Origin of the sequence: Sutcliffiella sp. FSL R7-0096, from assembly GCF_038595065.1 — a bacterium.
GTDB lineage: Bacteria > Bacillota > Bacilli > Bacillales > Bacillaceae_I > Sutcliffiella_A.
In genome coordinates this window covers 869,425-893,441 of record NZ_CP152003.1, presented here as the reverse complement: position 1 = coordinate 893,441, position 24,017 = coordinate 869,425, and the positions used below count along the sequence as shown (strand labels likewise).

Here is a 24,017-nt window from a genome sequence, read left to right as displayed (position 1 = left end):
AATGACATTTCCCCAACCTTTTCCCTGTATCAAAAAAAGAAGGAGAGAGTCTTTGCTCTATTCCTTCTTTTTTATGATTATTTTAGTTTTTCAATAAGCTCATCATACTTAGGACTGTTCAGGAAGTTCTCAACAGAAATATGAGTTGCCTTCGGATGCTTTGCTTTTGCACGGTCTGTTAAATCTTTGTGCGTGATGACGATGTCTGCATCCATTGGAATATTACTGATGGAGGAGTTAGTCACATCAATTGACAACCCTGCTTTTTTCACTTTATTCTTCATGATGGATGCACCCATGGCACTTGAACCCATTCCTGCATCACATGCAAAGATGATTTTGTTTACTTCTTTTTCTTCCACAGGAGCTTCCTCTTCTTTAGCTACAAGAGCACTCGCTCTGCTTTCTTTTCCTTTTAGTGCAGACGTCTTTTCTGTTGCCTTTGCCAAATCATCATCCGTAGATTTAGAACCTTTTAAGATGACAGATGCAATCAAGAAGGAAACCACAGTTGCTACAAGGACACCAGCTATGACTGCAAGGAATCCACCTCTTGGAGCCATTGCAGCGATTGCAAAAATACTACCAGGTGATGGTGCGGCAACAAGCCCTCCGTTAAACAATAGAAGGGTGAACACACCAGCTGCTCCCCCACCGATTGCTGCCAAGATAAGTGCAGGCTTCATCAGGATATACGGGAAGTAGATTTCATGGATTCCACCAAAGAAGTGGATGATTGTTGCTCCGGAAGCGGATTGTTTGGCCATCCCTTTTCCGAAAATGACAAATGCCAACAAGATCCCAAGACCTGGTCCAGGATTAGCTTCAAGAAGGAACAAGATAGACATTCCTTCACGTGCCGCCTGTTCAATTCCAATCGGACCCAAGATTCCATGGTTGATCGCATTGTTTAAGAATAATACTTTTGCAGGCTCGATGATAATACTTGCAAGCGGAAGCAGATTCGCCTGTACTAGTGTTTCCACCCCTGCCGCAAGCGTCTTGTTCAATGTTAAAACAATTGGTCCGATCCCTTTGAAACCAATGATCGTAAGGATACCGGCAATAATTCCAGCAGAAAAGTTGTTCACAAGCATTTCGAAGCCTTGTCTTACCTTTCCTTCAATCGCTTGGTCAAATTTCTTGATGGCATATCCACCAAGAGGACCCATTACCATCGCACCAAGGAACATCGGAATATCTGCTCCGACGATAACCCCCATGGTTGCTGTTGCCCCGACAACCCCACCGCGGAGGTCATAAACAAGGCGCCCCCCAGTAAAACCGATCAATATCGGCAATAGGAACGTAATCATTGGACCTACAAGTGTCGCTAGTTCTTCATTTGGCCACCAGCCAGTAGGTATAAATAATGCCGTGATAAGTCCCCATGCGATGAATGCCCCGATATTAGGCATGATCATTCCACTAAGATGACTACCAAAACGCTGTATTTTCACTTTGAAGTTAGAAGATGATTTTGTCTCAGAGCTCATTTTTCTGCCCCCTTATCATATAATTCTTGCATACCCTTATGATAAAGCGGTTTCATCCAACAATCCATTGTTACTAAAGACCCATTTGGCAAATCTATTGTTGACATAATTAAATTAAGCAAAAATAAAGAGGGGTCAAACCCCTCTTTAACGCATTAACGCACAGCGGGTCAGACCCCTTTAATTAATTCATCACCCATTTATCCTTCAAAAACATGATTCTCGCAATGATAAATGCGACAATGATGCAGAGGAGGTTGCTTCCGATCATGATTGCGAGGTGTTCGTAGTTGATGATGCCGAAGCTTAGTTCTTTTAAAACGGTGAAGATGTTCATGATGGGAATGGCAAAGTGTTGAAAAGACAACTCATTGATACCAATGCCTGAGATGATCATTATTGGGAATACGGCAATCATCATGATTGGTGTACTATAGCTTTGTGATTCCTTGACAGTCTTGCCCATAATGCTTGTGATCATTTGCAATGTCGCAATGAACATGGCATACACAACAGAGACAAGGATGGCAAACCCAACAACCAGGTAGACGTTCTCTCCGAATGAGATGGCTTTTTTCATATTCTCTGTCAGGAAGTTAATCTCCAACGCCACCACAATCAACGTGACAATTCCAGTCAGTGCGCCAATAGTTGAAATGGTCAGCCACTTGGCAAACAACAAAGTCATGCGGTTTACTGGTGTCATCAGCAACGCTTCCATCGTTTTCTTCTCTTTTTCGCCTGCAAATAAATCAGATGCAGCTGGTCCAGCGCCAATTCCAATCGCCAATGCCAGGATTAACGGAACGAGCATCGCTACCATGTTAATGCCGGCTGTTTCTTCTGTCAGCTCCTTTTGCTCAATCACAAATGGCTGAACCAGTTCCTGAGGAGTACCTTGGGCTTCCAACCGATCGGCAATGACCATTTTTTCATAGGCACCCAGGACTTTTGTCACCTGCCCCATCAGTATAGAAGAATTTTGACTAAAAGAGTTTCCTACAAGGGTCACACTTGCAGCTTCCCCATTTTCCACTTTTCCAAAAAAGCCGCTTTCCATGATCAATGCAGCCTGTGCATCTCCTTCTTCCAAAACAGCTTCCGGATTTGCCACTTTCACAAACTCAATATTTTCTACCCCTGCAAACAAAGCCTCTTCCTGTGTACCAAAGGATTCATTCACAGCTAGGGTGAAAGTTTCTCCTTCCCCATCTGACAGCATGCTTTCATAAAACAATACAAGCCCGGTCATCATCACTATCGGCAATAATACGGTTAATAGCAGTGTACGTTTGTCACGGAACGAATCCTTCATCTCTTTAAAATATATTTTACGAAGCATAATGCTCATTCCCCCTTACAAGTTTGCTCATGAAAATGTAGTTAAGATCTCTAGAACCTTCTGATTTATATAAGTCTTCCAATGGACCATGATGGACAAGCTCCCCTTTGTGCATCATCGCGACGGAATCACACAGCATGCTAACTTCTTCCATGATGTGACTGGAGAAGATGATCGTTTTCCCATCCCGCTTCAGCTGATGGACCAATTGGCGGAACACGTTGGATGAGGTAATGTCCAAACCAGTTGTCGGCTCATCGAATAGGATGATGTCCGGGTTGTGGATCAACGTGCGGGCGATCGCCACCTTTTGACGCATCCCTTTGGAAAACCCTCCGACCTTACGATTTAAGTAATCTCTCATTCCAAACATTTTTGCTAACTCTTCAATTCGCACCTTTGTCTCATGCTTGCTCAAACCGTAGAGGGTAGCAAAATATTCTAGGTTCTCGCGAGCAGTCAGGCGATCATATAAACCGGTTTCCCCGCCGAATAGCACCCCAATTTTTCTTTTGATGGCATCTGGGTTCTTCACCGTATCAAACCCTGCGACTTGGATGGCACCATCTGTTGGCGTTAAAAGCGTGGCAATCGATCGTAATAGAGTCGTCTTCCCTGCTCCGTTTTCCCCAAGCAGTCCAACGACCTGCCCTTTATTTACCGTAAATGTCACATGCTTAAGTGCTGTTACATATACCTTCTTATCCTGGAACTTCTTTGTCACTTGATTGATTTCGATCATGTTCCTTTCACCTCGTCTGTTTGATTTCTTGTTTTTATCATACAAACATTTTTCAAGTGAATCTGTAGTTATGTCGCGAATATTCCGTTTGATGTCGCGAAAATGACTATTTCATCCTTTTTAATGGTAAAATAAAGGCAAATACCCTTGAAATGGGATTCAGTAAACAACAAGGTGAGGCGAAATCAATGAGGGTTGGTCTTGTAGATGACAGATACATAGATTTGGATAAATTAAATGGCATCGTGGCAGGCCTACCGAATGTGGAGATTGTCTTCTCCACCCAATCTGCCGAGGAAGCCTATGAACATATAAAAAAGGAAGAGGTCGACCTGCTTATTGCAGACATCGAAATGCCGAACCTCTCCGGTTATGAGCTCGCTGACATCATTCACTCCCATGCATTGGATATCGCAGTCATCTTCGTAACCGGAACGAGCGGCTATGCCGTCCATGCCTTTGAGCTGAATGTGCACGACTACATCATGAAGCCATATCCTAAGGACAGGCTTGTGAAAAGTATTGAAAGATTGCTTGAGAAGAACAAGTCTGCCGAAATCGCCGGCCGACTTTACCTTAAGCAAAAAAACGACATCCATATTGTCCAGAAGAAGGATATTGTTTTTATCGAACGATCCGGTCGCTCCACTACCATCTATACAAAGAGCGGACCAATTAAAACCTATCAAACATTGGATGAGCTGGAAGGGGAACTGCGGGAGCGTGACTTCCTCCGTTCCCACCGCTCCTTTATCATCAACATACACCATGTGAAAAACTTCTCCCTCTATGCGAAGAACTCTTATATCGTCACATTTGAAGGCATGGAGGAACAGGCGATGATCACAAAAGATAAGGTGGACTTTCTGCAAGAGAACTATTTTTAAAAAGGAATGAATGATGTTGAAGACTTCCTCCATATACTGGCTGGCGCTCGGGGCGCTCCTGTTTTTACATTTGCATGCAACCATCGGTGAGTGGGCGCCGTTCTATGTGAGCCTATTGATCGCAGTTGCCCTCTCGTTTTATTTTCATAGAAAAACAATAGTGGAAATCGATCGCTTAGACTGGAAGAGTAATAGTGTGCTGGCAGTATTGCAAGTGTTGCTGGTTTTGGTCTCGCTAAGTTGGTCTCATGAGATTTGGCTTTCAGTTGTGATAATGGGCGTATTTATTGCTATTGAATATGTACGGCTGCGGATTGGACGCAAACTCACTGAGCTAAATAGAGATCTCGCACAGCATGAAGAGCAACGGGAGCACATCAATGAAACGTTCCGCATCGTCCGGAGCGAACGGCATGATTTCCTTAAGCACGTATCAGCTGTCCACTTCATGCTGGAGGACAGTAAGCCAGAAGAAGCGAAACTCTACTTGGACAATTTGGTGGAAAACTATGAGGAAACAAACTACTCCATCAAGGGAGAGCGCGGGGTGGTCGCGGGGGTGCTTCATCAGATGTATCGCCGAGGCAAAGCTTCCGGTATCAGTGTCGTGTATGATCTGGATTTGCCGCTTTCTACATTGCCAATTGGCGACCAGAAAATGGTCGGGCTGCTTGGAAACCTATTAAGCAACGCATTGGACGCATGTGAAGAATGGCAGCGAGAGCGTGCCGGCCAGGCCGTGGTCACGTTGCAATTTTATAAACGTAGCGGACTATATATGCTGATCTGCAAAAATAACTCGTTGCCTGTTCCTGCTGAAGTACTAGATGAGCTATTCCATTCCTATGGGCATACCACAAAGGGTGGTAAACACGAGGGGTTGGGGACAAAAATGATGAAGGATATCGTCGAGGAGCATCAGGGCTTCCTGGATTTTGTCCATAAAAACGAGGAGTTTACGGTGAAAATCAAGGTGCCGGCGATAAGATAGGCATCAATAAAAAAGGATACCTAAAATTCAGGTATCCTTTTTATACGAAGTCATATCCCTTCCTCCATTGCATCTTGCAGCATTTCCACCACAAGACCGCGCAGTGTTTCCTTAAAAATGGTCTGATCCCCGGCCGGGGTGAGTGGTACGAGGCTGATGCTCCTGCCGTCAAGTTCATCCACTTCCATCCCCCCATGCTTTTCTGGATAAAGGACGAGCACTTGATGAACAGGTCGGTACTTCTGCCAACGCTTCTTCCCATAAATATAAGGAGACCTTACGTTATCTGCATAGCTTGTCAGCTGGCGCATCGAGTCGGTGAGGGTATACTTTTTACGATATTTCATGTCAATCATGATGGTGCCCACGAAGATATCCCGCAAAAACAGATCTACCCTCACATCCGGGTTATTATTCGTTCCGGTCGTGTAGATTGGCACCCCGAATTTTTCAGTTGCCTCCGGATTACCTGGAATCGTCCCGTCATAGGTAATATGCAGGCGCGTTTCACCAAATGAAAACATAATCATGTTGTCCTTTGCAACTGGCTGAACAGGTGCATCATCATCAGGGTGGTCACGTCTACCGATCGGCCAATTTCCCCGGACAAGCCTGTCACCAACCCGCTCACCGCGACCATTCAGTCCCCAATCATGAACGAGCCTATCACCTAGCCTCATGGGGCGAGCCGGACTGACCACTCCATCACCATCCTCCAGCCCCGTTCTCCTAGTAAACTTGGTAAAGTCACGGTACCGCTGGAACTCTTCCACCACTCCAACCACCTGCAGCCACCCCCAGATCTCATACAGCTGATCTGTCCGCTTCCACTGGTGGCCAAGTCCGGTATGTACTGGAAGCTCCTCTCCATATAGGGCCTGGTCAATCTGATAGAGTTTGCGGTACCGCACATCCACAAACATCACTTCTGGAACCAATTGGGCTTTCCTATAGGAAACCTCCTGATACCAATGACTTGATTTGACCTGACTCAGAGCACCATTTATTCGCATCGCCTTACCGCGGTATTCCTTCAATTCTTCCACCAATCGCCTTTTGCGTTCTAATGGGAGGGAAATAGTGAACGAGTAATCCTTATTGCTTTTTAAGGTCAACCCTTTAATGGTTCTGTCCATCGACTCCACGAATTCATGCAACAGACGTATCCATTTTTCCAATATTGCCTTCAGCATGCGATTTTCCGGTAGATCATAATCCATCCGTTTTTGTACGGATTTAACTAGATTTGAGGTGTCTGGACGTTTGAGTCGGTGCTGAATGGATACAACATCCACATGGGCAGACTTTTCAGCCGATTGCATATCATATTCCTTTTTAACAGACGACCTTACTTTCTGGGTGAGGTCCGACACGATGGCGTAAATATCGGCAAAATAATGTTGTAAGACTTGAAATTGACGGAAAAGTACCGGATTGACCCGCAATGCCTCCAAGCTCTTGGGACTGTGTTGTTTGCGGATGACATCAAGGGCAACCCCATTCAACTTTGACTCTACCTCAGATCTCATCGTTTTTAATTGGTCCTCGAACAGCCGATTGGAAATGACCTTCACCAGCGTGTAAAAGGTCCTCCCATCGGACGTTTCAACCCGCAAGCTATAGAGCCCAGGAATATATGGATAATAATTATCTGAAGTCGAGTGCCTGTAAAGCGTCACATTTCCATTGCAGCCAAGATAATTTTCCTCATTATCATGGTCTACAAGCAACCGCCCATCAGTCAGCCCATCAAATCCATCCATATAACATCTGGCATCCTCATCTTCACAACGGAACCTTAGCTCTAGATTGACGTTCTCCCTAAGCACGGTATAGGTATGCATCGTCTCATCCCAGTCGGACAGATGCTCCACAAAGCTTGAAACCTCCGTTTCCTCCCGTGTTCCATTTTGAAAAATATGTGTGAACACAACCGAGAAAGACTGTGTGCTACATGGAGTATCCATTATATTTCAGCTCTTTCGCTTTTTGTTTTACCACATTACGACTCTCTTTGAATCCTGACACTTGGGCGTAACGGTCAAACAACCTGTTCAATTGACCGCCTTCCACCTGATCTTTTTCCCTATTATAGCGCCCAAGCAAATCGCGAAGCTGGTCCTCAGAGCCTCTCACCTTCGTTAGAATGCGCTGGACCACTTGTAGGTCAAAGGCATCTTCTCGTAAAATCAAATTCTGTACCGGCAGATTGCCCAAGTATTGATCAATTTGCTTCACGATCCGCGGCCCTACTCCCACCTGTCTGTTTACCTCTTGCATGAACTGATGGATTTCCCATAATAGCGCCAGCTCATCATCATGAAGATTCAAGCTGCGGTTTTTATACTGGAACGATTCAAATGTATCAAAATCGATTTCATCCGCTCTTGCCACCATTCCTTTTTTCTTTTCCGGAAGCTGCTTCATCTTGGTGAACGGCATCACATCAAGAGTCAATACATTGGCCCTGTCCAAAACTTTATCGGAAAAATGATAGGTCGATTCATCCATATTAACCGTCCCGACAAACAAGACATTCTCGCGGATGACAATGGTTGGCGGATACTGTGCGGAATTGTACAGCCTGCTCTCTAAATCGTCATTATACAATCTCAACACCCGTTTCCCATGATCCATCTCCAAGATCGATAGGAATTGGGAAAAATAGTGCTCCACCCGAGCCAGATTCATTTCATCAAAACAAATGATATACAGTCTATCTTTATCATCCTCGGCTTTACGGAGCGCATTGATCAGACCGGAATCCCCAGGCCGGTACACCATATTCAATGTATCCGCGTATCCAATCAAATCCGAATCCGACGTCCAAGACGGACTTACCGGGATGACCGTGAGCTGCTCCCCTTTTAACCCAAGCGATTGACTGTAAAGTTCCACTAGCTTCGTTTTCCCTGTCCCGCTCATGCCTGATAAGATCACAAGCGATGACGATTTCATGGAAGTGTGGAAATTGATCAGGTTTTCTTTTCGATAAATAAGGCCCGCATCCTGGGTGTGGCTATACAAAAGCTCCAGGAACTCCTGCTCCTTATCGTTCACTCCCGGTACGAGGGAAAATCCTGATAGATCCATTCCTGACGGATTTTCCAAAACCGAAACCGCCACCTCGTGCTTGCTTTCCTGTTGAGGAATACCGCCGCTCTCTCCATTAAGGCCAGCTTCTTCCGCAGGTTTCCTGTTTTCCTCTAGTCCGATAGGCACAGTAACCGGCACTTCCTCCATTATTTCCATAAATTTTTGATAGCTCCCAATCGGTATAAATGCAACATTTGGACTCTCGTCCGTCAGATAGCATTCATCCAGCCACTCCTCTTCCAAAACGATTCGCTTCAGTTCATCCCGCAGTTCCAAGTTAAAGCCGCCATGGGCATACTGATGATTTTCAAACATCCCAAATGAAAAGAAACGCTCTTCTTCTTCTGTTTCCTCTCTCCACAGGACTATTGGCGGCGTGTCATTCTCTTCGTGGGAAACCTCCTCTATGCGCCCGACATATTTCTTCCCTGCCAATCGGGACATGAACTCGTCCTGACTCAACCCGTTTACCTGTGCACTGAAGATGGGAACCGGGATCAACTTCAAGTTCTTTTCATAGCTCGGAAGTTTCGGCATCACACGCACCTGAAACATGTTATATACCTCTTCATGGTTATAGCGAATCCGCTTTTCCACCTTAAAAATTAACAGGCGGTCTGCAAGCCATTCGCGCAGTTTTTCTTTCCGGACAAATTCCGGTTGCTGGTAATCATCTTCAAATCCCCATTTCTCCAAATCCGAATAAAATCCGGTAACAGCCTTCACATTCGGAAAACTATCGGCAGGCTGTGAAATGATGCGTACAAAAAATTGAAGACTATCCTGCTTGTTTATTAAAATGGAGTCCCGGTAAATCAGCTCGCTCTGGTCCACATCCGCCAGCACTCCAACTAAATCGTTCTCCCAAACTTTGTTCATCTATGTCTCAACCTTTCTCGATATAACGTTTCATTGTCGGAAAATCGGTAAATTCCATGATATTTTTTTGTGTCTTACGCTTGATTTTACGTCTCAGTTGTGGCGGGACGAGGTAGGTCATCATCCATATTTCATCGCATCTTTCCAGCAGGTCGGACTCCAGCGCTTCTGGAATATCTTTAAGTTCCAGTACCTGAATGGTATGTTTTGCTGAATTTTCTGTCAATTTGTTCTTTGGATCTCCTAAGAGCAAGACTTGTTTTTTTCCTGTTAAGCCTGATTGTTCTGGTGATTTTTCATCCAATTTGGCTACTGCCACTTCCTGCTGGTTCTTGAGCAGCATGGCATTGAGATGCGAATTCTCCGCCTTTAGCTTCGCTATTTCTGCTTTAAGACGTCTATTTTCCTCATACGTCTCTCGGTTCTGTTCCACCGTTTCCCTATGGTGGGACCTTTCCACACCGAGCTCTTGTTGCAGCTTCTGCTTATCACCCAGCATCGATTGTTTCTCTTCCTTCAACTGCTGCTTCAGTTGAGAATACTGCTTTTCCCACTCATTGATTTTGGCGCGAAGATCCCTGTTTTTTTCTTCGGATTTGCTCCATTTCTTTTCCCAATCGGAAGCCTGTACCTTTTCTTTTTTATCTTCAGGTTTTTCTTCGACCTTCTTATTCTCTCTAACTATCAAACTGCTTAAGTCATCTGCCTTATATTTTTCCAACAACACTTTCTCCAATTCCACGGCAAGCTTCTCAAGTTCTTCATCCTCGCTTGCATACAGTCCCCCAAGGATAAGATGCAGCTTTTTGCCCCCTTCATAAAGCTCCATCAGGCCTGAGAGTGTAATTTCATCATCTTGATCCGTTTCGTCCCCGTCTTCATCTGTTATGGTGTAATAGGCCTTGATCATCTTCAGATTTCTGGGCTTCAATGCCTCTGCAATGACCAACGCCCTTGCCTGCTTGATGTTTTCCTGATTGATGTAGCGGAACCCTTTCACCTGGATGGACCAAAGCTCCACCAATTCCACCAGCTCCACATCCGGAATCGTACTGAATACCTTTTTCCACGTTTCCCTGCTCAATGTAATGACCCCCTCTTATTTGTTGTTCTTCTCACATTTTCTCTGGTACTCTATTAGGTAAATATACTTTTCATTCTACAGGAACTAACCCTTTTTTGTAAGGTTATGAAAATTTAAACATAGAACTATATTCCTAGAGAGGAGAGAGCCCATGAGTCTTTCTCAAAAAGTAAAAGAACTCCCTCACGCGCCAGGGGTCTATCTGATGAAAGACTCCGCTGGCCAAGTCATTTACGTCGGGAAATCCAAGCAGCTTCGTAAGCGAGTACAATCGTATTTTAGAAGCTCGCCCACACATACCCCAAAAGTCCGAAAACTTGTCAAACATATACGGGATGTGGAGATTGTCGAGACCGATACCGAATTTGAAGCCTTTCTGCTAGAATGGCAGCTCATCCAGGAGATCCGCCCCCAATACAACCGCCAGATGAAAACACCGGAAGCTTTCCTTTTCCTGAATGTCCGTAAAGTCGGCAAACTCTATCGCATCCGCATGTCCACTCAACCCTTAAGTGGTGACGATGGCTGGAGCTTTGGACCATATACCAATAAAAAAACGATCAGCCGAGCCATCTGGGGACTGAAGGATGTCTACCGCCTGCAATGCTCCAACCCTGCAATCAAAGGCTCCCCATGCCTGAACTATTCCCTCGGTTTATGCCGCGGCATTTGCCTTGGCGGCAAGGCAGTCGGAGAATACAACACACTAGTGGAACAGTTAGTTTCCTTGCTTAAAGGGGAGGATTCGAGGCTCCTGGAAGATATGCAAGGTCAAATGATGGAACTTGCAGAGGAACTCGCTTTTGAACGTGCCGCCCAATATCGCAATTACATCCAATCCTTACAATCTCTATTGCAAAAAGAGGAAGTGATGGATTTCACTGAAGGAAACCATGTCATGATGGTTGCGGAAAGATTGCAAGAAGAAAAAGTGAAATTCTTTTTAATCAGGAGGACGGATGTACTGTTCAGTGGGGTGTTTGAGGTTGGCAGTTCTGAATCGGATAATGTGCTTGCAAAGATAAAATCACAGGTATGGAGCTGGTTGGATGGAGTCGTTTCAGAAGCCGGAGAACAGGTTCAGCAAGTTACACGTTATGAAATTGATAAGGCGCAGATCATCTATAGTTATCTGCGGAGCGGCAAGTGCCGGTATGCGATGATATCTAGTAACGAACTGGATGGTTTGGGGAGAATGCTAGAGAGATTAATAGAGTAGCTTTTCTATATTTATATGAAGCTGGGACAACATTTGTGAACCTCTCATTGATGTGGCAGACTCTATCATTTCGACCAAATCAATAAGCTTTTTTTCAATGATTGTTGCAGGACATTTCACAGCTTACTCTAAAAATAGGCATGTAGCTTACTTTGTATAATTTGGAAAAGAGCACAACAGTAAGTTGATAAATACAAAAGAAAGTTTACGAAGACAGCCAATCAATAAGCAAACTCATACACTAAAAACCGTTCATTTATGTTCCTCTCATATTCATTCAAATGAACCTCCAGTTTGAAACGGAACACAGAATGATTCTCCAGGTAAAAAACATAATCCGGGGCGGGATAGTAGAGGATGATTTCCACAGTGCGGTATGAATGCTCCACAGAGAGAAGAATATTGTTCACGACTGTCCTGAATATATCAATGGTGAACGGATTGAAGAAATAGAAACGGTTGGCAGTGGGAGGCACTTCATACTCCTCTGCCAGGGTTTTTGCGAATTCAATATTCTGTAGGTGTTTCCCTTGATATGCCTTTATGTTTTTGAGGCAATCCTGGTAGAAAACTTCATTCATCTCGATTCCCGTCACTCTAGCCCCGAAGCGATGGGCCAGATAGAAATTCAGCCGCCCTTTTCCGCAGCCATAGTCCACCACATGATCCCAGGGCTTGATTTCATAGTTTTCAAAAAGCCGGTCAAGTGCCTCATAGGGGGTCGGCTCATAGCGGTGATAGGTTAAAGAGCGATGGATCCCCATTTGGATGTCGGAGGTTTTGATGTTAAGTTGGTGGTCGTAGTTTGATGGTGCGTTTGACATGGCTATGCCTCCTTTTACTTAGGCTCTTTTCTCAAAGATTGTTGCTACTTACTTGTAAAAAGTCGGCAATTGGACTTTTTACGAGAAAAGTCGGCAATTGGACTTTTTACGAGAAAAGTCGGCAATTGGACTTTTCACTGCTTTCATACTCTATAAGGTGCAAGTAGTTTCTTAAGTACGGCAGGAAAAGAGCACGACAGCAAGCAATATTACGGCTGATTTAGGAATTCGAAATAGCAACAAAGCTTACGAAAACAGCCTTTACTTACACCCAATCTAGCAGAGCTCTTGGGACAAGTAAAGCGCTCACCCGTCTGTGGCGTGGATTCATGAGTCAACTTTTCATTATATAAGCCACTTTGCTCCATATAAATGCCATTCAACACCAACCTACAAAAACAACCTTCCCTTCGTCCCGCTCCCAGCCCGACAGTTCCCGCATAATCCACCGTTCCTCCCAAACAAAAAAGTCCGCCCCCACCATCAAAGGTGGAAGCGGACTATAAACACACATCCAGTTAAAATTTAATTATTTCCAACCAACTTCGGTTTTACCTCATGCTTACCGGTTCCCGCAAGCTCGCCCATTGGCTCGGGCTCCATTTCTGCCACAGGATCCTCCGCCTGCGTAGCCCTCTTGATAAAGAAAGCCAATATTAGCGCAACCAGAGCAATGAACGTTGAAACGAAAAAGGCAAAGTTGATTCCTTCTAGCATCCCTTGCATCATAACCTGTTGCTGCACACCCGCAATGGCCTCTGTGGATGGGTTCGCTCCTAAAGCTGCCATCGCATCCCCTGAAAGCTCGCGCCCCACACTTTCTGCCCTAGTAGACATCAATGTTACAAGCAATGCCGTTCCAATCGCACCGGATACCTGTTGCAAGGTGTTGTTCATCGCGGTACCGTGCGGATAGAACCTCGTTGGAAGTTGATTCAGTCCGTTCGTGGAAACCGGCATGAACACCATGGACATCCCGAACATACGCACGGTATACAGAATCAACAATTGAGTGTAAGTCGTTTCAAATGTTAATTGACTAAAGAAGTACGTGGTGACAACCGTAATCGTCAAACCTGTAATCGCGAGAGCGCGCCCCCCGTACTTATCAAACAACTTTCCTGTGATCGGCGACATCAACGCCATCACAATCGCCCCTGGTAACATCAACAATCCTGCATCCAATGGGGAAATTCCACGTATCGTCTGCACGTAAATCGGCAACAAAATCATCCCAGAGAACATCGCCATCGTAATGACCATGGAAATAGCAGATGATAAAGCGAACATCGGATAACGATAGATTCGGAAGTTCAACATCGGTTTTTCTTTTCCAAGCTGTCGTAAAATGAACCAAACCAACGACAACGTACCAACTGCAATTGTTCCGTAAACAAGCGGACTGTCCCACCCTTTGGAACCAGCAGAACTGAATCCATACAATAATCCACCGAAACCGACACTCGATAAGACAACCGAAATTTGGTCCAAGCGGATATCCTGCTTTTCTTTTCTATCCTTAAGTAGGAATACCCCTAAAAGCAAGACGGCAATCGCAATCGGAGAAACGAAGTGGAAAAGCATTCTCCAATCATAGTGTTCAATCAACCAACCGGAAAGCGTCGGCCCGATTGCAGGTGCCCCCATCATGATTAGTCCGAACATCCCCATGGCTGTTCCGCGCTTTTCAATCGGGAAACTGACGAGCATCACATTCATCAATAATGGCATTAGTATCGCCGACCCGGAGGCCTGCATCATTCTTCCTGCCAAAAGAACACCAAAAACCGGTGCAAAACCGGCCATAACCGTCCCTACTGCGAAGAGACCCATTGCCACGATAAACAAATTCCGAACAGAATATTTTTGGATCAGGAAGGCCGTGGTCGGGATCAAAACACCGTTTACCAGCATGAAGCCGGTTGTCAGCCACTGTACCGTCGAAGGACCCACTTGAAGCTCTGTCATGATCGATGGCAAGGCAATATTCAATAATGTATTATTTAAAAAAGCAATAAACGCGCCGATCATTAAAATGGCCAAAATACCATATGGCGGACGATTTATCGTTGTGTTTGGTGCTGTTTGTTGCATTCTTTCTCCTCCATTTATACTAACAGTACATTTTTTATACTACTATTACATCTATATCGATTTTATACCATCTGTCCAAAATTATCAATCATGAAAACTTTGTCAATTTGCTATTTGTATAAAGGTTATCTTTCGTGTAGTATTATTTTTGTACCAACAGTCCAATTTAGTTAGGTGATAAAATGAAGGATCGAAAAAAGCATGTTCTCACATGTGCCCATAAACTTTTCATAGAAAAGGGATTCCAGGCATCTTCCATACAAGACATCTTAGATGAGAGCGGGATAGCCAAGGGCACCTTTTATAATTATTTCTCTTCCAAAAACGAACTTTTAATCTCTTTGTTCAAAACTTTATATCAAGACATGGAAAAAGAACGGAACGACCTGCTGATTGGCCAGGATCCGTCCGATATAAATATTTTCATCAAGCAGTTTGAATTACAAATGGAGACGAATCGGGCAAACAAATTGATTTCTTTATTCGAGGAAGTCATCTTCATCAATGATTCGGAACTAAAGGATTTCATCCAAAAAAGTCAGCTGAGGATGCTGAGATGGGTCCATCAACGTTTCTTGGAGATATTCGGAGAGGAAAAGCGAGAATATCTTTGGGATTGTGCCATCATGTACCTCGGAATCCTGAATCATGGCATTAGATACTACACGATGACCCACGACAAGAAACTGGATATCCACAGAGTTGTCCAGTATAGCGTCAATCGGTTGGTGAACATCGTGGAGGAAGTATCCAATTCAGGTGAAGTCTTAGTGGATGCTGCATCGATGGCCCGCTGGGTACCACAAGAAGGAGAGAATGAGCTGCCACTGCCACATGCTATCGCACATGCAGTGGGCGACTTGAAAAAGAAACTTTCCGGTGTAACCGGGTATGAGCGGTTAGCAGAACTGTTGGACTTTATCCAAGAGGAGTTAAGCGGAAAAAACAGCAGTTCACCGCGCCGCTTTTTGGTGGAGAGTGCGATGGAGAGTCTTAATGGGCACAATGATTTTGTTTCTAAAGGTGGAGCGGATTGGAGAAGTCTTCAAGAACTTGTGGAGAGTTATATGAAATCGGACAGTAGGTAACTTGGAGTACAGAGTGCTACGAAGATTATTAGATTATAGATTAGAATGACTGAACACAGGCGCTAGTGCAAATTTCCACTCACGCTTGTCTTCTTTTTTGGACATGGAGACATTTTCAACTAAGTTTCCCGGAGGAAATTGTCTTCATCCACCTCTTCATGACAATCTCAAACACTTTTCCTGCACGAGATTGTCTTTATCCACCTCTTCATGACATTCTCAACCACTTTTTCTGCACGAGATTGTCTTTATCCACCTCTTCATGACAATCTCAACCACTTTTTCTGCACGAGATTGTCTTTATCCACCTCTTCATGACATTCTCAACCACTTTTTCTGCACGAGATTGTCTTTATCCACCTCTTCATGACATTCTCAACCACTTTTTCTGCACGAGATTGTCTTTATCCACCTCTTCATGACATTCTCAACCACTTTTTCTGCACGAGATTGTCTTTATCCACCTCTTCATGACATTCTCAACCACTTTTTCTGCACGAGATTGTCTTTATCCACCTCATGGTGACTATCTTCCATCTACAGCACAGCACTTTAACGCATTAACGCACAGCGGGTCAGACCCCTTCAAAAACCCCTTTTAGACCTCAAAACCCCAACTCCCCTTCCCCTTTTCAGTACTTATGATACATCCCAAAGCTAATTCCGCTCCATTCTTCCACTTCCCTGACACGATATACAGTGCTTTAGTCCCACTGAAAACACCATTTGTCAGCAGCATCCGACAGCCTTTACAATTCAGTTAACTTCGCATCACGAATGACATCCTCATTACCTTTCTTCATGGCTTTAACAACTAGAATCTCATAACATGTAGCAAGCAAACCGAACCCAGGAGGTGAAATCCCGCCAAACTCTGCCCATCAATCAATTTACTTCTAAGAATTACATAGTCTACTAAACTACCAACAGAACAGGAGAATGTACATGCGAAAGCCCAAACTGAAAACGTTCCTTATAGCAATCGTCGCGATTTTTATGCTTGCCACGTCCCTTTTTCAGGGCCAGGCACATGGGGCAGCCACCAAATCTACAACTGCTAACGAGCCTACCATCATCCATGATCAACTTGGGACTGGCGACTCTAAAATCACTTTAATAACCGGGGATATCGTTCATGTAACCGCACTGCCAACTGGCCAAAGTGTCATTAATGTAGAACCTGCCGAGAACAACGGTGATGGAATTCGCGTCCTCACAGTCGGTGACGACACATATGTATACCCGAATGCCGCGATGCCTTATCTGGCGGAAGGGAAGCTTGGCCACAACCTTTTCAACATCACAAAACTGGTAGAATATCAGTTTGATGACAACAACAGCAACACCCTCCCTGTCATCGTGGAATACAAGGAAACGAAAGCAAAAGCAGCTTCCACAAAAGCAACCCCTAAAGGCGCAAAGAAACAGCGTGAACTTAAAAGCATCAACGCTGCTGCTCTTGAAACAAACAAAGATGAAGCAACAACTTTCTGGAATGATGTGCAATCTGAGAAAACGGATCCATCAATACCGGAATCCACACAACTTAACTACGCAATCGAAAAAATTTGGCTGGACGCTAAAGTCGAAGCAACCCTTCATGAAAGTGTCCCACAGATTGGAACGCACACTGCTTGGGAGTCCGGTCTTACTGGAGAAGGCATCAAAGTCGCCGTACTTGATACCGGGATTGATCCGACACACCCTGACATCGCTCCACAGCTGGATGAATCAGTAAGCTTTGTACCCGGGGAAGAGGTGCAAGATAAAAATGGACACGGCACACATGTAGCCTCTACCATTCTTGGAACTGGCGCTGCTTCCGACGGCCAAAACAAAGGTGTGGCACCGGATGCTAGATTACTAGTCGGAAAAGTACTCGCTGACTCCGGCTCTGGCCTTGCATCTTGGATCATCGAAGGAATGGAATGGGCGGCTCAAAACGCGGATGTTGTAAACATGAGTCTTGGAAGCTCTGTCGGCAGTGACGGTACTGACCCGATGGCAGCAGCCGTGAATACACTGACTGAGGAATATGGAACCTTATTCGTCATTGCAGCAGGTAATGCTGGTGCAGAAGGAAGTGTAGGCTCCCCTGGTGCAGCGGATGCTGCCCTGACGATAGGTGCGGTTGACAAAAATGACCAACTTGCCTGGTTCTCTTCCAAAGGACCGCGACTTGGGGATATGGCATTAAAGCCTGACCTTTCCGCACCTGGGGTAGGGATCATGGCAGCGCGCTCTCAATACTCATCAGGCACAGGTTCTTATAAAAGTTTGAACGGTACATCCATGGCTACACCTCACGTAGCAGGAGCAGTGGCCATTCTTTTACAACAAAATCCTGAAGCCACTCCTCAAGAACTAAAAGAAACACTGATGAATACAGCGAAAAAACTACCAAACTATCAGCCATACCATATCGGAACAGGACGCATTGATATAGTAAAAGCATTGAATACAGACATAAGAGCAACAGGATCCGTTTCATTCGGTTTCTTCCAATGGCCGCATGATGAGGCAGCACCTGTAGAGAAAACAGTAACTTACACAAATGATAGCGACCAAGACATCACCCTTGACCTTGAAGCTACTTTTGCAGATGCGAATGGTAATTCGGCTCCTGAGGGCATGCTGTCACTGGCGCAAACAACCGTTACTGTTCCAGCTAATGGAACTGCAGATGTACAAGTAACAGTAGACCCTGCACATGGAGAAAGCGGTCAACGTTACCAAGGTCATTTAACAGCAAGTGCAAATGGGGAAGCATTGGTCCACACGACGATGGCTACTATAAAAGAAGATGAAAGATACACACTAACATTGAATGCCACAGACCGTGATGGCTCACCTGCCCTTGCATATGTGGTAATGTTCAACGAAAACATGCAACCAGAGTCTATTGCAGTGCCAGGAACAAGAGAACTCCGCTTGAAAAAAGGCACTTACTCCGTGATGTCCATGATGGACGTCGATGTGAGTACAGACCAAATGGGAGTTGCCCTTGTCGGCGAACCAGAAGTGGTACTTGATGGACCGAAGACGGTGGAATTGGATGCAAGAAAAGCCAACGAAATCACAGTCAAAGTTCCAAAGAAAACAGAACCGGTTTATCAACGTATGGAATATTATCAGACGATGGGAACTGGAACTGTACACAGTGTCTATCTGATGCCAGTATGGGTGGATAAACTTTATGCGGCACCTACCAAGAAGACAACGCTTGGAGAGTTTGAATTTTTAACGCGTTGGCGCTTAACGAAGCCATACCTGACCATTAATTATAATGGAACAGAACTGGATGATATCGTGATGCCTGGAAGTACACTTCTAGAAGGAAAGCATAATCTTGAGGCTATTTATGCGGGAGAAGGGACACAAGCTGACTACGAAAGTTTGGATGCAGAAGGCAAGGCGGTTGTCATCGATCGCAGTAAAACTATCAGTGTGTCAGACCAAGCTGCAGCTGCAGTCACAGCAGGGGCAAAACTATTGATTATTGCCAACTATGAAAATGTGGAATTCAATGCATATGTAGGGGAAGTGCCTCTTACTGCCGCTGCTATCAGTAAGTCAGAAGGAGACAAACTGATCAAAGCTGTCCGTTCCGGAAATGTGAAATTGCAGGTGGAAGGAACTAAGGACTCTCCATATGTCTATGACCTGGATTATGTCCATCAAGGAAGTGTTCCTAAAAAATTGGCATATGAACCGAAGAACAAAGACCTTGCAATAATTGAAACAAATTACAATTCCCATGTGGAAACAGATGGCGGAGAGTTCCGTTATGACATGAGACCATATACTAGACGTGCCATCGGTTTCCTTCATAAAATTTCCATGCCTACAACAAGAACGGAATATGTTTCTGCCACAAAGGATACGTACTGGTACCACCAAGCAACGGTCCTAGATGCAACATGGGAAGTTCGTCAACCAAGAGTGGTTTATGAAAAAGGACAGAAACTAGAAGAAAACTGGTTCTCTCCTGTAGTTCGTCCAGCATTAGGGGAAAACTACTGGGCACCTCGAGCACAAGGGAGTTCCTTACAAATCAACGTTCCAGCTTGGGCAGATGCAGGAATGGGTACTACCGGCGGAACGGATTATGCTATTTCCGTCCAAAATCAAAGAACCAAACTATTCCATGGTGATACGCTAATTCGTGAAGGCGGAGGACAGGCTGTAAATGTTTTTGACGTCCTGACGGATGAATATAAAGAGTTCCGGGTCGTAACAGAAGCGAAACGTGATGCAAACCGTTGGAATACATCTGTCCGCACCAACACAGAATGGATTTTCAAGGCGAAGAAAGATGATGAATTATGGCAATATGACCTTCCATTCCTTACATTGCACTACCAAGTTGACACTGATGTAAATGGGAATGCACCATTGAACCCACCTACGGAACTTGTAATCTCTGTGGAAAAAGTAAAAGATGCTATCGGCTACGGAGAGGTAGATGGTGCAATACTTGAAGTTTCTTTTGATGAAGGAGCAACATGGAAAGAAGTGAAGTTGAACCGTAATGATAATACTTTCACCGCATCCATTAAAAACCCGAAATCAGCTACGAGCGTGTCCCTCAGAACTTCTGCATGGGACGACCAAGGCAACAAAATCACACAAGAAATTATAAAAGCCTACGGTTTACGCTAACAAATAAATGGAGCATGGAACCTTCAATGGTCTCCATGCTCCACTATTTTTAGACAAACTGATTATTCCGCCTGAACTTATTAATAACCGGCCCAGCAAAACGGTTGGCTTTTTCCATATCATTCTTCTCCATATAATAATCAAAAAGAACCACAGTATAATGCTCCACCAGCAGCATATAGCCTTTCTCCTTAAAGTATGGGAATGCTTCCTTTTCCAAGTAATCGTAATACTTATCCATTCGATTAGAGAGATAAAAGTTATGCATGTTAAAAATATGGATGAAAGTAGAAGCTTTAGAAGATTTGGATAGACCCAAACCTTGTTCCACGAGGGCAAGAAGTTTTTCTTCTGAGGTCTTCCCTTCCTTCGTCAAGGCATTCACATAGCCTTCTAAGGAACCTAAATAATTGGGATGACTCTTTTCTCTTGCATCCATTGATTTTTTATAAAATGTGCTGGCCTTATGATATTCCCCGTTTCTTAAGTACAGATAAGCCACATTATGGTATAGCATCGCTTTTTGATGCTCAAGCCCATAGTCTTCTGTCATTTCTATCAATCTATGATATTCCTTGCTTAAGGTAGGATGGTCTTCTGATTGCTCGAGTTGGATGACCATGAGCATTTCTGATTCAATGATACGGGAGAAACTGCGTATTCTAGTAAAATACTGCAGTGCTTTGTTTGCATGGAAGAATGCGAGCACCCGCGAGTTAAGGGAGTGGTAGGCTAGAGCGAGATCATAATAGTATTCTTGATTAGGGTAGTGTTCAAGATTGATTTCCTTTAAGCAGGCTAGTGCGTTCACATAATTATTTTTATTTAATAAGTGATAGATTCCATTTACATGCAAGAGCAGATTTTTTTCATAAGGTGTCAAATCCGTCCAGACCGACATTTCTTCGATTAAACGGTCCGCCTTCCTCCCTTCTCCAACAAATAGATAATACCTTGTGAGGATAAGGGTGTATAAGCGGTAGAAGTCCTGCATGTGTAATAAATTGAAGTTCTGGAGCTGTCGTTTGATGGATTCCACCCTCGGTTTGAGTTTTTTTACGATAGCATCCTGCCACTCTTTTAGCAGCTGTTCGATCTCCTTATAATTCTTCAACTCGGCTTCCATCTCGATACCCAGCCGCTTGCATAAAAAATCGATGGTCTCCCCGGATACCTCCGTCAGGCCACGCTCTATTTTGCTGATATGGGTACTTGAACAAATTCCATCTCCTAGATCCTTTTGCTTTAACCCCTGAAATTCACGATAAAATTTAATAATCTTACCTTCCAGCATGCTGTCATCCCCTGTGCTTATGTTCTAATTTTTTCTTATCCTACCACAGTTTGTATGTAGGTGACAGACAGCTTCTCCCAATTGAAACAAGTCGGACATATGACTACCTCACTCCACTCTATCTTTCATAATCCGACTCTTGCTTCATCAATGGCAATGCAAAACTAAACACCGTACCTTCCCCGACGTTACTTTCCACTTTGATGGCCGTTGCATGTAAATCCATAATGGATTTCACAATGGACAGACCAATTCCAATTCCGGTTTTCCCGGACCTTGCTTTGTCGGTTTTATAAAAACGTTCCCAGATGTGCTCGAGATTCTCTTCACTTATTCCCTCACCATGATCCATTATTCTTACAACAACCTCCTCTGTCTTCTTTTCCAAAAACACTTGTATGTTCTGATGATTGGATGACACCTGGATGGCGTTTTGAAGAAGGTTGATGAGTGCCTGTTCAATCCGGTCTCTGTCTGCAACCACCATAATTTCCTGATTGTCCGGGATGAGTTGTATCTCCAGTTTCTTGTTGGCAAGATGAGGTTCAAGCTTCGCGGCAATCAACTGCAGTTGTTTCGTCAAATTATAAGAAGTGGGCTTTAACGTAACTTGACCTGCTTCCAATTGCGACATATCAAGGGTATCGTTGACAAGCTTGATGACACGCTCTGTTTCATCCTTCATCAATAGGTAAAATTCTTTTCGTTGATCGGCTGGAATTGTATCATCCAACAGGGCAATCAAAAATCCTTTTATCGAAGTAAGCGGTGTTCTCAGATCATGGGAGACGTTAGCTATAAAGGCCTTTCTGGTTTCCTCCAAGGAATTCAGCTCTGCTGCCATATGATTGAAACTTTCTCCAAGTTGACCTATTTCGTCTTTAGAGGATATTTGTACAGATTGAGAGAAGTCCCCTTTCGCATATCGTAAAGCTATCTCGTTCATATCCCTTAGCGGGGCAGTTATTTTAGCAGAAAGGAACCATATGATGATGCCAGCAATGGCAATGGTGATGGCAAATGTAAGCAAGATCATATACAAAACCTGCTGATAAGCATGGCTTAGATCATGAAAGACCATGATCATGATCACTTCCCCCTCAATCGGTGAGGCGATCATATAACTCAAATCCCCATTATTCCAGCCACCTTTTGCAACATACTCTCCGGACTTCGCTTTTTCCAATAGCCCCTTTCCTATCTCCCCTTGTTCAAAGGGCACATCCTTAAAGATTCTATTACCATAGATATCAAACAGGAATACATGGAAATCCTTTTCATCTAAATTCGGTTCAAGCGCAGCCTTTGTTTCCTCTTCCGTCCATCCAAAATCTTCACTTGATTTGAGCACCTTGGTAATCTGTTGTTGTTGATGGGTATATGTCTGTTCAAAATCCTCATAAAGATCGACGTGAAACAGATACAAAAAGATAAGTCCAAAGATGATGAACAAACTCGTAATGATCAGGGCATAATTAAAGAAAAGTTTATAAAATATTTTATTCATCGAGCTTCTCCTCAAATCGATAGCCTACACCGCGGATAGTCGTGATGGACCAGGCGGAACCACTAGAAAGTAGTTTGTCCCTCACCCGTTTAATATGGACATCAATCGTTCGGGGGTCTCCATCAAAATCATAGCCCCAAATCTTGTCCAATAGCTGTTGCTTTGATAGGACTTGATCATGATGATAGGCAAAATAATAGAGCAATTCCAGTTCCTTTGGGGCAAGCTTTACATCCTTGCTGCCAATGCGTAATCTGAATTCTTGCAAATTAAGCATAAAATCTTTTAAATGAATGATATCCCTTTGCTGATTGGCCGGTATTACCCTTCTTAAAGCTGCCTTTACCCTTGCAGTCAATTCATTGGGGTCAAAGGGTTTGACCATATAATCATCTGCCCCAAGCTCCAGTCCCTTAACGATATCGTAGCTTTCCCCTTTTCCCGTTAACATGATTATGGGGATGACCGGGTCATCGAGACGAATCAGTTTGCACACTTCCCACCCGTCCATTTCGGGCAACATCAGATCCAGTATGATAAAATCGGGAGTTTTTTCATAATACAGCTCCAATGCTTCTTCGCCATTTACTGCCAGAATGGTTTCATACCCCTGTTTAGACATGTACATCTGGATGATGGCTCTTATATTGATATCATCTTCTACAATTAATATTTTCATGATTGATTCCTCTCCACTAAGAACTACTTACTCCATTATGCCAGTTAATTGTTAATAGTACGTTAACACATATAATCCCAATTTCTCGTTAACATTTCATTAACATTCCCATGCTATTCTTACATCGTTCCAA

At 44.1% G+C, this 24,017-nt stretch carries 16 protein-coding genes; 5 read left to right on the top strand and 11 right to left on the bottom strand.

Going from position 1 to position 24,017, the window contains the following annotated elements; genetic code table 11:
- Nucleotides 1–77 precede the first annotated feature (77 nt).
- The 3 genes from MKY77_RS04585 to MKY77_RS04575 all read right to left on the bottom strand — a co-directional run bounded on the left by MKY77_RS04585 (nucleotide 78) and on the right by MKY77_RS04575 (nucleotide 3,580).
- Nucleotides 78–1,496, bottom strand: coding sequence for a PTS mannitol transporter subunit IICB (locus tag MKY77_RS04585; RefSeq protein WP_339149110.1), 1,419 nt, complete (start codon nucleotides 1,494–1,496; stop codon nucleotides 78–80).
- 184 nt (nucleotides 1,497–1,680) lie between these two features.
- The gene (locus tag MKY77_RS04580; protein WP_339149109.1) at nucleotides 1,681–2,838 is read right to left on the bottom strand and encodes an ABC transporter permease; all 1,158 of its coding nucleotides are present in this window, start codon (nucleotides 2,836–2,838) and stop codon (nucleotides 1,681–1,683) included.
- Entirely contained in the window at nucleotides 2,828–3,580 is a 753-nt protein-coding gene (locus MKY77_RS04575; protein WP_339149108.1) for an ATP-binding cassette domain-containing protein, read from the bottom strand. Before MKY77_RS04575 ends, MKY77_RS04580 begins: the two co-directional genes overlap by 11 nt.
- Nucleotides 3,581–3,768: 188 nt before the next feature.
- Here MKY77_RS04575 and MKY77_RS04570 point away from each other — a divergent pair, with 188 nt between their 5' ends.
- Together MKY77_RS04570 and MKY77_RS04565 are read left to right on the top strand one after the other, a co-directional pair.
- Nucleotides 3,769–4,467 (top strand): LytTR family DNA-binding domain-containing protein, encoded by a 699-nt coding sequence (locus MKY77_RS04570; protein WP_339149107.1) that lies wholly within the window; start codon nucleotides 3,769–3,771, stop codon nucleotides 4,465–4,467.
- A gap of 10 nt (nucleotides 4,468–4,477) precedes the next feature.
- Entirely contained in the window at nucleotides 4,478–5,458 is a 981-nt protein-coding gene (locus tag MKY77_RS04565; protein ID WP_339149106.1) for a GHKL domain-containing protein, read from the top strand.
- Nucleotides 5,459–5,508: 50 nt separating this feature from the next.
- Here MKY77_RS04565 and MKY77_RS04560 read toward each other — a convergent pair whose 3' ends face one another.
- Genes MKY77_RS04560 through MKY77_RS04550 form a run of 3 tightly spaced genes read right to left on the bottom strand, consistent with a single transcriptional unit; the run spans nucleotide 5,509 to nucleotide 10,517 of the window.
- The gene (locus tag MKY77_RS04560) at nucleotides 5,509–7,425 is read right to left on the bottom strand and encodes a DUF2357 domain-containing protein (RefSeq protein ID WP_339149105.1); all 1,917 of its coding nucleotides are present in this window, start codon (nucleotides 7,423–7,425) and stop codon (nucleotides 5,509–5,511) included.
- A complete protein-coding gene (locus MKY77_RS04555) occupies nucleotides 7,409–9,433 on the bottom strand; it encodes an AAA family ATPase (protein ID WP_339149104.1) in 2,025 nt (674 codons plus the stop codon). Before MKY77_RS04555 ends, MKY77_RS04560 begins: the two co-directional genes overlap by 17 nt.
- 7 nt (nucleotides 9,434–9,440) lie before the next feature.
- Nucleotides 9,441–10,517, bottom strand: coding sequence for a hypothetical protein (locus MKY77_RS04550; protein ID WP_339149103.1), 1,077 nt, complete (start codon nucleotides 10,515–10,517; stop codon nucleotides 9,441–9,443).
- Nucleotides 10,518–10,668: 151 nt separating this feature from the next.
- On the opposite strand from MKY77_RS04550, the gene MKY77_RS04545 reads away from it, so the two are divergent.
- Nucleotides 10,669–11,736, top strand: a complete 1,068-nt coding sequence (locus tag MKY77_RS04545) for a GIY-YIG nuclease family protein (protein WP_339149102.1) — start codon at nucleotides 10,669–10,671, stop codon at nucleotides 11,734–11,736.
- Nucleotides 11,737–11,957: 221 nt separating this feature from the next.
- On the opposite strand, the gene MKY77_RS04540 is transcribed toward MKY77_RS04545, so the two are convergent.
- Together MKY77_RS04540 and MKY77_RS04535 are read right to left on the bottom strand one after the other, a co-directional pair.
- A complete protein-coding gene (locus MKY77_RS04540) occupies nucleotides 11,958–12,560 on the bottom strand; it encodes a methyltransferase (RefSeq protein ID WP_339149101.1) in 603 nt (200 codons plus the stop codon).
- A gap of 525 nt (nucleotides 12,561–13,085) precedes the next feature.
- Nucleotides 13,086–14,654 carry a DHA2 family efflux MFS transporter permease subunit gene (locus tag MKY77_RS04535; RefSeq protein WP_339149100.1) on the bottom strand — a complete coding sequence of 523 codons (1,569 nt, stop codon included), beginning with the start codon at nucleotides 14,652–14,654 and terminating at the stop codon, nucleotides 13,086–13,088.
- Nucleotides 14,655–14,836: 182 nt separating this feature from the next.
- Between MKY77_RS04535 and MKY77_RS04530 the strand changes: the two genes are divergently transcribed.
- Nucleotides 14,837–15,742 (top strand): TetR/AcrR family transcriptional regulator, encoded by a 906-nt coding sequence (locus tag MKY77_RS04530; protein ID WP_339149099.1) that lies wholly within the window; start codon nucleotides 14,837–14,839, stop codon nucleotides 15,740–15,742.
- Nucleotides 15,743–16,687: 945 nt separating this feature from the next.
- Entirely contained in the window at nucleotides 16,688–20,404 is a 3,717-nt protein-coding gene (locus tag MKY77_RS04525; RefSeq protein WP_339149098.1) for a S8 family serine peptidase, read from the top strand.
- Nucleotides 20,405–20,453: 49 nt separating this feature from the next.
- Here MKY77_RS04525 and MKY77_RS04520 read toward each other — a convergent pair whose 3' ends face one another.
- The 3 genes from MKY77_RS04520 to MKY77_RS04510 all read right to left on the bottom strand — a co-directional run bounded on the left by MKY77_RS04520 (nucleotide 20,454) and on the right by MKY77_RS04510 (nucleotide 23,884).
- A complete protein-coding gene (locus MKY77_RS04520) occupies nucleotides 20,454–21,698 on the bottom strand; it encodes a helix-turn-helix transcriptional regulator (protein ID WP_339149097.1) in 1,245 nt (414 codons plus the stop codon).
- 118 nt (nucleotides 21,699–21,816) lie between these two features.
- The gene (locus MKY77_RS04515; RefSeq protein ID WP_339149096.1) at nucleotides 21,817–23,205 is read right to left on the bottom strand and encodes a HAMP domain-containing sensor histidine kinase; all 1,389 of its coding nucleotides are present in this window, start codon (nucleotides 23,203–23,205) and stop codon (nucleotides 21,817–21,819) included.
- Nucleotides 23,198–23,884: a response regulator transcription factor gene (locus tag MKY77_RS04510; RefSeq protein ID WP_339149095.1), complete on the bottom strand. Its 687-nt coding sequence runs from the start codon at nucleotides 23,882–23,884 to the stop codon at nucleotides 23,198–23,200. Before MKY77_RS04510 ends, MKY77_RS04515 begins: the two co-directional genes overlap by 8 nt.
- Nucleotides 23,885–24,017: the final 133 nt, after the last annotated feature.